General features: G+C 53.4%; 13 protein-coding genes and 1 pseudogene. 6 read left to right on the forward strand and 8 right to left on the reverse strand.

What is annotated here, in order from left to right; genetic code table 11:
- Positions 1–12: 12 nt before the first annotated feature.
- Positions 13–1,113 carry a sodium-potassium/proton antiporter ChaA gene (chaA, locus tag OGY06_RS12605; RefSeq protein ID WP_003833407.1) on the forward strand — a complete coding sequence of 367 codons (1,101 nt, stop codon included), beginning with the start codon at positions 13–15 and terminating at the stop codon, positions 1,111–1,113.
- A gap of 54 nt (positions 1,114–1,167) precedes the next feature.
- Here chaA and OGY06_RS12610 read toward each other — a convergent pair.
- Positions 1,168–1,493, reverse strand: a pseudogene (locus tag OGY06_RS12610) (amidohydrolase family protein).
- A 91-nt stretch (positions 1,494–1,584) separates the two neighbouring features.
- The gene (locus OGY06_RS12615) at positions 1,585–2,178 is read right to left on the reverse strand and encodes a TetR/AcrR family transcriptional regulator (RefSeq protein ID WP_126957251.1); all 594 of its coding nucleotides are present in this window, start codon (positions 2,176–2,178) and stop codon (positions 1,585–1,587) included.
- A gap of 72 nt (positions 2,179–2,250) precedes the next feature.
- Between OGY06_RS12615 and bdcA the strand changes: the two genes are divergently transcribed.
- The gene (gene bdcA / locus OGY06_RS12620) at positions 2,251–2,964 is read left to right on the forward strand and encodes an SDR family oxidoreductase (RefSeq protein ID WP_003833410.1); all 714 of its coding nucleotides are present in this window, start codon (positions 2,251–2,253) and stop codon (positions 2,962–2,964) included.
- Between the two features lie 67 nt (positions 2,965–3,031).
- Here bdcA and kdsA read toward each other — a convergent pair whose 3' ends face one another.
- Genes kdsA through hemA form a run of 6 tightly spaced genes read right to left on the reverse strand, consistent with a single transcriptional unit; the run spans position 3,032 to position 8,336 of the window.
- Complete coding sequence (kdsA, locus tag OGY06_RS12625) at positions 3,032–3,886, reverse strand: 3-deoxy-8-phosphooctulonate synthase (protein WP_284962338.1); 855 nt, start codon at positions 3,884–3,886, stop codon at positions 3,032–3,034.
- Positions 3,887–3,921: 35 nt separating this feature from the next.
- Positions 3,922–4,731 carry an invasion regulator SirB1 gene (gene sirB1, locus OGY06_RS12630; protein WP_003020775.1) on the reverse strand — a complete coding sequence of 270 codons (810 nt, stop codon included), beginning with the start codon at positions 4,729–4,731 and terminating at the stop codon, positions 3,922–3,924.
- Between the two features lie 2 nt (positions 4,732–4,733).
- Positions 4,734–5,126: an invasion regulator SirB2 gene (sirB2, locus tag OGY06_RS12635; protein WP_003833414.1), complete on the reverse strand. Its 393-nt coding sequence runs from the start codon at positions 5,124–5,126 to the stop codon at positions 4,734–4,736.
- On the reverse strand, positions 5,123–5,956 hold the full coding sequence (gene prmC / locus OGY06_RS12640; protein WP_003833416.1) for a peptide chain release factor N(5)-glutamine methyltransferase: 834 nt from the start codon (positions 5,954–5,956) through the stop codon (positions 5,123–5,125). Before prmC ends, sirB2 begins: the two co-directional genes overlap by 4 nt.
- Complete coding sequence (gene prfA, locus OGY06_RS12645) at positions 5,956–7,038, reverse strand: peptide chain release factor 1 (RefSeq protein ID WP_003020786.1); 1,083 nt, start codon at positions 7,036–7,038, stop codon at positions 5,956–5,958. The genes prmC and prfA overlap by 1 nt, the downstream gene beginning before the upstream one ends.
- A gap of 41 nt (positions 7,039–7,079) precedes the next feature.
- The gene (gene hemA / locus OGY06_RS12650) at positions 7,080–8,336 is read right to left on the reverse strand and encodes a glutamyl-tRNA reductase (RefSeq protein WP_003833420.1); all 1,257 of its coding nucleotides are present in this window, start codon (positions 8,334–8,336) and stop codon (positions 7,080–7,082) included.
- Positions 8,337–8,547: 211 nt separating this feature from the next.
- Here hemA and lolB point away from each other — a divergent pair, with 211 nt between their 5' ends.
- The 4 genes from lolB to dauA all read left to right on the forward strand — a co-directional run bounded on the left by lolB (position 8,548) and on the right by dauA (position 13,043).
- Complete coding sequence (gene lolB / locus OGY06_RS12655; protein ID WP_003833422.1) at positions 8,548–9,171, forward strand: lipoprotein insertase outer membrane protein LolB; 624 nt, start codon at positions 8,548–8,550, stop codon at positions 9,169–9,171.
- Complete coding sequence (ispE, locus tag OGY06_RS12660; protein ID WP_003833423.1) at positions 9,168–10,019, forward strand: 4-(cytidine 5'-diphospho)-2-C-methyl-D-erythritol kinase; 852 nt, start codon at positions 9,168–9,170, stop codon at positions 10,017–10,019. Before lolB ends, ispE begins: the two co-directional genes overlap by 4 nt.
- A 269-nt stretch (positions 10,020–10,288) precedes the next feature.
- On the forward strand, positions 10,289–11,236 hold the full coding sequence (gene prs, locus OGY06_RS12665) for a ribose-phosphate diphosphokinase (RefSeq protein WP_001518537.1): 948 nt from the start codon (positions 10,289–10,291) through the stop codon (positions 11,234–11,236).
- Between the two features lie 124 nt (positions 11,237–11,360).
- Positions 11,361–13,043 carry a C4-dicarboxylic acid transporter DauA gene (gene dauA / locus OGY06_RS12670; RefSeq protein ID WP_071692414.1) on the forward strand — a complete coding sequence of 561 codons (1,683 nt, stop codon included), beginning with the start codon at positions 11,361–11,363 and terminating at the stop codon, positions 13,041–13,043.
- Positions 13,044–13,132: the final 89 nt, after the last annotated feature.

A 13,132-nucleotide genomic window follows, 5' to 3' on the forward strand; every position in this document is an offset into this window, starting at 1 on the left:
AGAATTAGTTCAATGACACACGTACATGAGGCGGTAAAAACCCGCCACAAGGAGACCTCTCTCGTCTTCCCGATTTTGGCGCTGGTAGTACTGTTCTTCTGGGGGAGCAGTCAGTCACTACCAGTGGTCATCGGTATTAATGCGCTGGCCCTTATTGGTATATTAAGCAGCGCATTCAGCGTTGTCCGTCATGCGGATGTATTAGCACATCGACTTGGCGAACCCTACGGGTCGCTGATCCTCAGCCTGTCCGTTGTTATTCTTGAAGTCAGCTTAATCTCCGCATTAATGGCGACCGGCGATGCAGCGCCTACGCTCATGCGCGATACGCTATATTCAATCATTATGATCGTAACCGGCGGCCTGGTCGGTTTTTCATTACTGTTAGGTGGCCGTAAATTTGCCACTCAGTATATGAATCTGTTTGGTATTAAGCAGTATTTAATCGCCCTGTTTCCGCTGGCCATTATTGTACTGGTGTTCCCGATGGCTTTACCGGGTGCAAATTTCACTACCGCGCAGGCGCTATTAGTGGCATTAATTTCTGCGGCGATGTACGGCGTATTTTTGCTGATACAAACTAAAACGCATCAGAGCCTGTTCATTTATGAGCATGAAGACGAGGGTGACGACGACGATCCGCATCACGGTAAACCGTCAGCCCACAGCAATATGTGGCATGCCGCCTGGCTTATCATTCATCTGATCGCTGTTATTGCCGTGACCAAAATGAACGCCAGCCCGCTGGAGACATTGCTGACTGAACTGAATGCCCCAGTGGCATTTACCGGTTTCCTGGTCGCATTGCTGATCCTCTCCCCTGAAGGTCTGGGTGCGCTGAAAGCGGTTCTGAGCAACCAGGTACAGCGGGCGATGAATTTGTTCTTCGGTTCAGTATTAGCCACCATTTCACTGACCGTTCCGGTAGTGACCCTGATCGCATGGGCAACCGGGAATGATTTGGTCTTTGCGCTGGGCGCGCCAGAGATGATTGTGATGGTTTCATCACTGGTACTGTGCCACATCTCTTTCTCCACCGGACGCACCAACGTGCTTAACGGTGCGGCGCATCTGGCGCTGTTTATCGCCTATCTGATGACGATATTTGCCTGATTAGTTTTTCTGGTAGAACCCACGGCCCTTCGCAGGGCCGTTTTCTTTTACCGCTCACTGCTCCGGATAAACCTGTTGGCCATCGACAAACATTAATAACGACTCCGTTTGGTGCAATTTATCTGCCGGAATAGCCATAATATCCTGATTAAGCACCGCAAAATCGGCGAGCTTACCTACCCGCAAACTACCCTCTGCTGTTCTGCAAAAGCTATCCAGGCGGCATTTAGAGTATACATTTTTAACGCATCTTCTCGGCTTAACTGGCGCGCATTATGGCGTACCGTGCCGTCGAGCGCTTTAGCTGTTACATGATATTCAATGGCATGCCATACTCCTGCAACGCCAATCCGCGTCGCATCAGTACCACCTACAACGATAACCTCCTGCTCTGATGCGGGTTGAAATGAGGCCCCGCCTGATTAAGTTCCCATTTTCCCCATCATATTTATCTACCTTATCATGTGATGATCATCTGGAAAGCTGATGCCGCACCGCTACGCTGGCGATTCGCGCGCTGGCTAGCAGACGTTCGAACGAATGCCCGCAACGCGCTTTTCCCGACAGGCCAAGCATTGTGGTACTGACGTAATCAGTCAGGCTGTCAGCCTCTTTAGGATGCCGCTGTGCGATAAAGTCGTGAATTTTATATTCGGCAGCCGAGTAGAAATTCCACGCGACCTTCCTCGCCTGCGGATCGTTACTGTGCGTGCCCTCCAGGACCAAACATCCCGGCGCATGCGGATCTGCGGCATAACGTCGCGCCGCCTCTTCAAGCAGATCGGTAAGACATTCAGAAACCGGTTTGTCGGGACGCAGAATGTCATCAAAAGGGATTGCCTCAGTTTGTACGTAGCGGTCAAGAACACGTTTATAAAGACCGATTTTGTTCCCAAAAGCAGCATAGAAACTGGGGGGCTTGATCGACAACGCCGCGGTGACATCCGCCACGCTAACTGCGTCATAGCCATGTGCGTGAAACAAGGGTTGTACTTTGGCAACGGCCATTTCTGGATCAAAATTACGTGGGCGTCCAGGTGCACGAGTGCATTTTGTAGTGCTCATTACAAATCCATTGACAGAAAACTGTGCACCTATTATATATCGATCACTACATAATTGTTCAAGGAGTACCTCATGTCTTCTTTTAACGGCAAGTCAGTTCTGGTTCTTGGCGGCAGTCGTGGGATTGGCGCGGCTATCGTGCGCCGTTTTGCCGCGGATGGCGCATCGGTTACCTTTACCTATTCAGGCTCCCCTGACGCTGCCAAAGCGCTTGCTGATGAGACGGGTACCCAGACAGCGCAAACCGATAGCGCCGATCGTAACGCCGTCATCAACCGGGTACGCGAAAGCGGCCCGCTGGACGTGCTGGTAGTTAATGCAGGCATTATTCTGTTTGGTGATGCGCTGGAGCAGGATCCGGATGACGTTGAGCGCCTGTTCCGAATTAACATTCACTCCCCATACTATGCGGCCGTGGAAGCGGCACGACAGATGCCTGACGGCGGACGCATTATCATTATTGGTTCTGTGAATGGCGACCGTATGCCTCTTGCTGGCCTGGCCTCTTATGCAGTGAGCAAATCAGCGCTGCAAGGGCTGGCCCGGGGGCTGGCACGTGATTTTGGCCCGCGCAGTATTACGGTAAACGTGGTTCAACCGGGTCCTATTGATACCGATGCCAACCCGGAAGATGGCCCACTGAAAGAGGTGATGCACAGTTTTATGGCGCTAAAACGACATGGCCGTCCAGAGGAAGTTGCGGGAATGGTTGCCTGGCTTGCAGGCCCTGAGGCTGGGTTTGTGACGGGGGCAATGCATACAATTGACGGTGCGTTTGGCGCCTGACGGCCACCCTTAACACTTTTCTTAAACAGCAGTCCGAAGAGATATCTCTCCGGACTGCAATACTTTCTTAGTTCTCGGTATCCAGCTCGTCGAAGCTTTTTACCAGGTCATCAATCGCTTTAATCTGGGTCAGGAACTGTTCCAGTTTCGCCAGCGGCAGCGCGGATGGACCATCGCATTTCGCATTGGCTGGATCCGGATGCGCTTCAATAAACAGACCGGCCAGACCTACCGCCATACCTGCGCGCGCCAGTTCGGTAACCTGCGCACGACGACCGCCGCTTGCTGCGCCAAACGGGTCACGGCATTGCAGCGCATGGGTAACATCAAAAATCACCGGCGAGTTGCCAGAAACTTTCTTCATCACGCTGAAGCCCAGCATATCCACAACCAGGTTGTCATAACCAAAGTTCGCGCCACGGTCGCACAGAATTACTTTGTCGTTGCCGCCTTCATGGAATTTATCCACGATATTGCCCATCTGGCCCGGGCTTACGAACTGCGGTTTTTTCACGTTGATAACGGCACCGGTTTTCGCCATCGCTTCCACCAGATCGGTCTGACGAGCGAGGAAGGCCGGCAGCTGAATCACATCCACCACGTCAGCAACAGGCTGAGCCTGGCAGGCTTCGTGAACGTCGGTGATCACTTTTACGCCAAAAGTCTGCTTCAGTTCCTGGAAGATTTTCATCCCTTCTTCAAGGCCCGGTCCACGGTAAGAGTGGATGGAAGAACGGTTGGCTTTATCAAAGGAGGCTTTGAACACGTAAGGGATACCCAGCTTTTGAGTAACGGTTACGTAGTGCTCACAAATGCGCATCGCCAGATCGCGGGATTCCAGCACGTTCATTCCGCCAAACAGCACGAACGGCAGGTCATTTGCCACGTTGATGTCGCCAATGCTAACCACTTTTTGTTTCATAGGATCGCCTTAAACGGTAGGTAAAGTGTCATTAATCAATGCAATACAATTTGCTTGTGCGAAATAGTATTAATCTGCGCACGAATCATTTCGCTGATCGGGTCTTCCGGACACTGTTCAACGAAATAACTTAAATCGGTCAGCGCAACATGTTCACACTCCAGTTGCGCGTAAATTAATCCACGATCGCGTATTTCATACGGATCTTCAGGATTAAACTGTAATAGTGCTTCGCTGGCACGCAGCGCCAGCTCCATTTGTCGCTCTTCCATCAGCGATGATTTCAGCGTATCGAGCAGCTTTCGAATTACTTCTGCATTATCCGCCTCATCCAGGTCTTCGTTAAACAGCTCCGCGACCGGGCTGATATTCCCCTTCAGCCACACTTCCAGCGTGTGCTCATTTAACGTTTCGCCATTGAACGGATTGATTAGCCACATTTCGCCATCGAGCGATTCAATACGCAGGATGAGTTGTGTCGGGAAAATCACCGGCACCAGCGGCAGTTCCAGTCGGTTGGCAATCCACAATAAGATCGCGCCCAGGGATACGGCACTGCCCTGACGATTTTTCAGTACCTGATCAAGCCATAGTGCATCAGAAAGACGATAGACGCCGTGGGTATCCGTAAACCCCCATTCGCCGTAAAAAAGTGCCAGCAGTTTTTCCAGTTGCTCATCCTGAGACAGGAGCTGGCTAATTTCTTCTTGCGCCAGACTGACCAGACGTTCCAGTTCGTCATAGACAGTTTGTGTTGGAAAATCCAGACGGATAGACTCCGACGCCAGGATCATCCCATCACACAATGGCGCTTTATTAAATTCGAAATCAGCTAACGACCTCATGCTTACCCCAGTAACGGTATTTTTGTGGTGGCGAGTTTAATGATGATGTACAGCACCACCAGCGCCAGCGGAAAAGCGATTAATCGCGCCTGCTGACTGCGCGCCCGACGATAATCGAGCGCAATAAAACCCAAAACGATGTAAATGATAACCCCAAACAGCTTTTCAGTCAGCCATGTCCCGTGCTCAGTGAATGGCAGGACGTGCGCTTTAACCATTAACGCTACGCCGCTGAGTAATAAAACGGTATCGACAACCGGCGGCACGATGCGCGTCCAGCGCGCGCAGGCAAGGCGCGAGTCGGTGTAACGCCACCAAAATCGCAGCGTCAGCAAACCAACCGAAAGCGCAATGCTGATGAGATGGACGTTGAGTAACACACCGAAGGTACTCATGATGGGATGCGTCCAAGCGTAATTCGCTCGTTGCCGCCATAGTCACGACAGGTTTCAACCGCCAGGTAACCTGCACGAGTAAAAGCGTCACGGACGGCCTCGCCCTGTTGCCAACCATGTTCCAACAACAGATAGCCGCCGGGCGTTAATACGCGCTGAGACTGGTCAATGATATGCACGATATCCGCCAGCCCCTGATCGCTCGCCACCAGTGCCGACAGCGGTTCAAAGCGAACGTCGCCTTGTGCCAGGTGCGGATCCTGCTCGTCGATATACGGCGGATTGCTGACAATCATGTCAAACTGCTGTCCCTGCAATGCGCTGAACCAGTTGCTTTGCAGCACGCAAACATTGTCGATGCCCAGTTGCTGCTTGTTGCGAATAGCCAGTGCCACGGCATCAGGCATGCGGTCTACAGCAGTCACTGCACAATCCGGACGCTCGGTTGCCAGCGCCAGCGCAATGGCACCCGTGCCGGTTCCTAAATCAAGAATACGACACGCTGAGGCCGGCAGGCGAGCCAGCGCCTGCTCCACCAGACACTCGGTATCCGGACGCGGAATAAGCGTGGCTGGAGACACAAATAGCGGCAGCGACCAGAACTCACGCACGCCGGTTAAGTGCGCCACCGGCTCTCCCCGCTGACGCCGCTCCAGTAACGTATCAAGCTGTTGACGCTGCGCCTCGGTTAACTCCGTTTCGCCGAAAGCCAGAATAAAGGTGCGCCCTTTGCCAGTAACAAACTCGAGTAAAATCTCGGCGTCACGGCGCGGGCTTTCGCTTGCCTGTAATTGGCTAATTGCTTCACGCAGCCAGTGCTGATAATCCATTAATCCTGCTCGGACAACGCCGCCAGTTGGTCGGCCTGGTATTCCTGGACAATCGGCTCAATGAGCATATCCAGTTTGCCTTCCATCGCTTCATCCAGACGGTAGAGCGTCAGGTTAATGCGGTGATCGGTCACACGACCCTGCGGGAAGTTATAGGTACGGTTACGATCGCTGCGATCGCCACTGCCCAACAGGTTACGACGTTCAGAGGCTTCCGCCTGTTGACGTCTTGCCACTTCGGCGGCACGAATTCGCGCCCCCAGCACCGACATCGCTTTGGCTTTGTTTTTATGCTGTGAACGTTCGTCCTGGCATTCCACTACGATACCGGTCGGTAAGTGGGTAATACGGATTGCGGAGTCGGTGGTGTTAACGTGCTGACCGCCCGCGCCTGATGAACGGAAGGTGTCAATACGCAGATCGGCCGGGTTGATGTCCGGCAGTTCGGCATCCGGCAGTTCCGGCATAACCGCGACCGTACAGGCAGAGGTATGAATACGCCCCTGCGATTCCGTCGCAGGTACGCGCTGCACGCGATGGCCGCCAGACTCAAACTTCAGTCGCCCGTAAACGCCTTCGCCGCTAATCTTGGCAATGACTTCTTTAAACCCGCCATGCTCGCCTTCGCTGGCGCTCATGATCTCAACCCGCCAGCGACGCGATTCAGCGTAGCGGCTGTACATGCGGAACAGATCGCCGGCAAACAGCGCCGCTTCATCACCACCGGTTCCCGCGCGCACTTCGAGGAAGGCGTTACGTTCGTCATCGGGATCTTTAGGTAATAGCAGGACCTGCAGATGCTGTTCCAGCTGCTCACATTTCTCTTTTGCTTCGCGCAGTTCATCCTGCGCCATTTCACGCATTTCAGGATCGTCGAGCATCATCTGAGCCGTCTCGATATCTTCCTGAACCTGTTGCCAGTCCGTAAAACAGCGAGATACATCGCTTAATTGCGCATATTCGCGCGACAGCGCACGAAAGCGATCCTGGTCTGCGATAGTACCCGCATCACCGAGCAGCGCCTGAACTTCTTCATGGCGTTCATGCAGGGCTTCCAGTTTGGCAACGATAGAAGGCTTCATAGGCGTAAATGCACCCTGTAAAAAATAAGATTGGTGTGCTGCTACTCCAGCCCGAGGCTGTCGCGCAGAATATTCAGGCGTTCACTATCCCCGTCACGGGCGGCCTGTTGAAGTGATTTGGTTGGTGCATGAATCAGGCGATTGGTCAGTTTCCAGGCCAGATCCTGCATAATGGCTTGCGCATCACCGCCCTGTTGAAGAGCAGCCAACGCTTTGGCGGTCAGTTCATCACGGATCTGTTCTGACTGACTGCGATACTCGCGGATAGTGTCGCTTGCGCCCTGGGCGCGTAGCCAGGCCATAAACTCGCTGGCTTCCTGCTCCACTATCGTTTCGGCTTCCACCGCCGCCGCTTTGCGCTGGGCCAGGTTATGCGAAATAATGCTTTGCAGGTCATCAACGCTGTACAGATAGGCGTTAGACAATTTACCCACTTCCGGCTCGACATCGCGCGGTACGGCGATATCCACCAGCAACATAGGCTGATTGCGGCGGTTTTTAAGCGCACGTTCCACCATTCCTTTGCCGATAATCGGCAGCGGACTGGCGGTAGAACTGATAATGATATCGGCATCCTGTAAACGCGCGTCTATATCACTCAGTGAAATCACCTCGGCGCCGACTTCATCCGCCAACACCTGCGCACGCTCGCGAGTGCGGTTGGCGATGATCATCTTCTTGACTTTGTGCTCGCGCAGATGTCGCGCTACCAGCTCAATGGTTTCGCCCGCACCGACTAACAGCACGGTTACCGTGGAGAGCGATTCAAATATCTGCCGCGCCAGGGTACAGGCGGCAAACGCCACCGACACGGCGCTGGCGCCGATGTCAGTTTCTGTACGTACACGTTTTGCGACAGAGAATGATTTCTGGAACATGCGTTCCAGCGCACTGGCGTTCAGGTGACCTTTTTGCGAATCCGCAAACGCTTTTTTCACCTGCCCCAGAATTTGCGGTTCACCGAGCACCAGTGAATCCAGACCGCTGGCAACACGCATCAAATGACTGACTGCGTCGTTGTCCTGGTGCCAGTACAAGCTGTTGCGCAGATCTTCTTCATTGAGGTTATGGTATTCACACAGCCAGCGAACCAGCGCTTCTTGCAGGTTATCCTGCTCTTCAACGCTGAGATACAGCTCCGTGCGGTTACACGTCGACAGCACTACCCCGCCCTGCACCATTGGCTGCGCGAGCAGGCTGTCCAGCGCCTGATCGAGCGTATCCGGCGAAAACGTTACGCGTTCTCGCAGCGATACAGGTGCCGTTTTATGGTTAATACCAAGCGCTAAAAGGGTCATGTGTGCGGGAATAGTACCAGCGTTGATAAGGTTAGACTGGGTGCATCATACAGGATGCGTGCGGTCAATAAAAGAGACTGACCCCTTTTGGAGTAATAGCTTAGTGCACAAATTTAAGCGATTTAAGATAACTTGAACGTAGACGATGTCTGATGGCGGCGCTAGCATTAAGAGTTATAACTGCAACGTATCTCAAGGATTTGTCATCATTATGACCCTGCCTGATTTTCGCCTGATTCGCCTGCTGCCGCTGGCGGCCCTGGTTCTTACTGCCTGTACGCTCAACGCGCCTAAAGGTCCCGGTAAAAGCCCCGATTCTCCGCAGTGGCGCCAGCACCAACAGGAAGTTCGCGCCCTGAACCAGTATCAGACGCGTGGTGCGTTTGCCTATATTTCCGATCAACAGAAAGTGTATGCCCGCTTTTTCTGGCAGCAAACCGGTCAGGATCGCTATCGTCTCCTGCTGACCAACCCACTGGGCAGCACGGAACTGGAACTTAATGCGCAGCCTGGCAACGTCGAACTGGTCGATAACAAAGGCAAGCATTACACCGCCGACGACGCTGAAGAGATGATTGGCAAACTGACCGGCATGCCTATCCCATTAAACAGCTTGCGCCAATGGATCCTTGGTCTGCCAGGTGACGCCACCGATTATAAGCTCGACGACCAATATCGTCTGAGTGAAGTGAACTACAGCAAAGACGGTAAAAACTGGAAAGTGGTCTATAGCGCCTACGACAGCAAAACCCAGCCTGCGATGCCAGCAAACATGGAGCTGTCCGACGGTTCCCAGCGTATTAAGCTGAAAATGGATAACTGGATTGTGAAATGATGACCCATTGGCCCTCTCCGGCAAAACTGAATTTGTTTTTATACATCACCGGACAGCGTGCGGACGGTTACCACACGCTGCAGACCTTATTTCAGTTTCTTGATTATGGCGACACGATAGATATTACACCGCGTAGCGACGGCGAAATTCACCTGTTAACCCCAGTGGAAGGCGTTGCGCATGAAGACAATCTGATCGTCCGTGCGGCACGTTCGCTGATGAAAGCGGCATCTGAAAGCAATCGCCTTCCCAAAGGGAGTGGTGCGGACATCAGTATCGACAAACGCCTGCCGATGGGCGGCGGTCTTGGCGGAGGTTCGTCTAATGCGGCAACCGTTCTGGTGGCGCTGAATCATCTCTGGCAGTGCGGACTTTCGGTTGATGAACTGGCGGCACTCGGCTTAACGCTGGGGGCGGATGTTCCCGTATTCGTGCGCGGCCATGCGGCCTTTGCCGAAGGTGTTGGCGAAATTCTGACGCCGGTCGAGCCTGAGGAAAAGTGGTATCTGGTTGCACATCCGGGAGTCAGTATTCCGACACCGGTGATTTTTAACGATCCCGACCTCCCCCGCAACACGCCAAAAAGGTCAATAAAAACGTTACTAAAATGTGAATTCGGCAATGATTGCGAGGTTATCGCAAGAAAACGTTTTCGCGAGGTTGATGCGGCGCTTTCCTGGCTGTTAGAATACGCGCCGTCGCGCCTGACTGGTACAGGGGCTTGTGTCTTTGCTGAATTTGACACTGAGTCTCGTGCTCGCCAGGTGCTTGAGCAAGCCCCGGAATGGCTCAAAGGCTTTGTGGCGAAAGGCGTCAACCTCTCCCCATTGCACAGAGCGTTACTCTAAATCCTTCGGGTTTCAGGAAAATGGCGAAACGACGAATCGCCAGGTGCATACAACTTCAGTATGTAACTGGTGTGAGGAATTGATGCCAGCGCAAATGAAACGCGAAAGATAAAGAGTAAGCCGGGCAAGCTGAGTTGCGGTGACAACGTCACCCTGTTCCAGACGTTGCATCGCGCTCTTTAATACACCGCATGGAGAGGATACTGCCTGGCCCGCACAGTTTTCGGCAGATTCTTTCCACCAATGGACGCATGCCTGAGGTTCTTCTCGTGCCTGATATGAAGCTTTTTGCTGGTAACGCCACCCCGGAACTAGCACAACGTATTGCCAACCGCCTGTACACTTCACTCGGCGACGCCGCTGTAGGTCGCTTTAGCGACGGCGAAGTCAGCGTACAAATTAATGAAAATGTACGCGGTGGTGATATTTTCATCATCCAGTCCACTTGTGCCCCTACTAACGACAACCTGATGGAATTGGTCGTTATGGTTGATGCGCTGCGCCGTGCTTCCGCAGGCCGTATCACCGCCGTTATTCCTTACTTCGGCTATGCACGTCAGGATCGTCGCGTACGTTCCGCTCGTGTACCGATTACCGCTAAAGTCGTCGCTGATTTCCTGTCCAGCGTTGGCGTTGACCGCGTCCTCACCGTTGACCTGCATGCTGAACAGATCCAGGGCTTCTTTGACGTACCGGTTGATAACGTATTCGGTAGCCCGATCCTGTTAGAAGACATGCTGCAGCTGAACCTGGATAACCCGATTGTGGTTTCTCCGGATATCGGTGGCGTCGTGCGTGCCCGCGCTATCGCTAAACTGCTGAACGATACCGACATGGCTATCATCGACAAACGTCGCCCGCGTGCGAACGTTTCTCAGGTGATGCACATTATTGGTGACGTTGCAGGTCGTGACTGTGTTCTGGTTGATGACATGATCGATACCGGCGGTACGCTGTGCAAAGCAGCAGAAGCACTGAAAGAACGTGGTGCTAAACGCGTATTTGCTTACGCTACTCACCCGATCTTCTCAGGTAATGCGGCAAACAACCTGCGCAACTCAGTGATTGATGAAGTCGTTGTCTGTGACACTATTCCACTGACTGACGAAATCAAAGCACTGCCAAACGTGCGTACATTGACCCTGTCGGGTATGCTGGCCGAAGCGATTCGTCGTATCAGCAACGAAGAATCCATCTCTGCTATGTTCGAGCATTAATCGAGCCCGGCTCAAAAACCCGCTGCGGCGGGTTTTTTTATCTGCAATACTTATTTGTATGACTTATGCCTCCTTCACCTGCCATTTAGTTGACAGATGATGCGCTCATGGATGAAACATTATTGTGAACAGATTATTTTCCTCACATGTGATGCCTTTCCGCGCCCTCATCGACGCTTGTTGGAAAGAAAAATATACTGCCTCTCGCTTTACCCGTGACCTGATCGCCGGGATAACCGTTGGGATCATTGCCATTCCACTGGCGATGGCCCTGGCAATAGGCAGTGGCGTTGCGCCACAGTACGGCCTGTATACCTCAGCCGTCGCTGGGATTGTTATCGCCCTTACCGGCGGTTCACGCTTTAGCGTATCTGGCCCGACCGCCGCCTTCGTGGTCATTCTGTATCCGGTGTCGCAACAGTTTGGGCTGGCAGGCCTGCTGGTTGCCACGCTGATGTCCGGGATATTCCTGATCCTTTTCGGCCTCGCTCGTTTTGGCCGCCTGATCGAATATATCCCCGTGTCGGTAACGTTAGGTTTTACATCGGGTATTGGTATCACCATCGGTACCATGCAGATTAAAGATTTTCTTGGCCTGCAGATGGCCCATGTCCCGGAGCACTATCTGCAGAAGGTTGGCGCGCTGTTTATGGCCTTGCCAACCATTAACTTCGGTGATGCCGCCATTGGCGTAGTGACGCTAGGGATCTTGATTTTCTGGCCGCGCCTGGGGATCCGACTGCCGGGCCACCTTCCCGCGCTGCTGGCTGGCTGTGCGGTAATGGGTATCGTGAACCTGACCGGCGGCCATGTCGCCACCATTGGTTCGCAGTTCCACTACATTCTGGCTGACGGCTCACAGGGTAACGGTATCCCACAACTGCTGCCGCAGTTGGTCCTGCCGTGGAATATGCCGGAATCAAACTTTACCCTGAGCTGGAGCTCGTTACAGGCGCTGTTACCGGCAGCCTTCTCGATGGCGATGCTGGGGGCAATTGAATCTCTGCTGTGCGCCGTCGTACTCGATGGGATGACCGGCACCAAGCATAAAGCTAACAGCGAGTTGATTGGCCAGGGGCTGGGTAACATCGTGGCACCGTTCTTTGGCGGCATCACCGCCACAGCAGCAATTGCCCGCTCTGCGGCAAACGTCCGCGCTGGGGCGACCTCGCCAATCTCTGCGGTTATCCACGCGATTCTGGTGATCCTCGCCCTGCTGGTACTTGCACCGCTGCTTTCCTGGTTACCGCTTTCCGCCATGGCCGCCCTACTGCTGATGGTGGCATGGAACATGAGTGAAGCGCATAAAGTCGTGGATTTGCTGCGCCATGCACCGAAAGACGACATCATTGTCATGCTGATGTGTATGTCGCTGACGGTACTGTTCGACATGGTTATTGCCATCAGCGTCGGTATCGTTCTCGCCTCTCTGCTGTTTATGCGTCGTATTGCGCGCATGACGCGTCTGGCGCCGGTCAACGTAGACGTACCGGACGATGTGCTGGTGCTGCGCGTTATTGGTCCGCTGTTCTTTGCCGCGGCGGAAGGATTATTTACCGATCTCGAGTCGCGTATTGAAGGTAAACGCATCGTAGTCTTGAAGTGGGACGCGGTCCCGGTACTGGATGCCGGTGGTCTGGACGCTTTCCAGCGCTTTGTAAAACGTCTGCCGGAAGGTTGTGAATTACGCATCAGTAATCTGGAATTCCAGCCGCTACGTACCATGGCGCGCGCGGGTATTCAGCCGATTGCCGGGCGTCTGACGTTCTTCCCGAATAAAGATGCTGCGCTAGCAGATATCCGCTAACGTGTAGCCCGGCCAGGCGAAACGCCGCCGGATTACAAATGACAGACAAAAAAATGGCTCCCGTACGTGGGAGCCATTTTTTATAATAA

The sequence above is a fragment of the Citrobacter sp. Cpo147 genome, from assembly GCF_030332405.1.
GTDB lineage: Bacteria > Pseudomonadota > Gammaproteobacteria > Enterobacterales > Enterobacteriaceae > Citrobacter > Citrobacter portucalensis.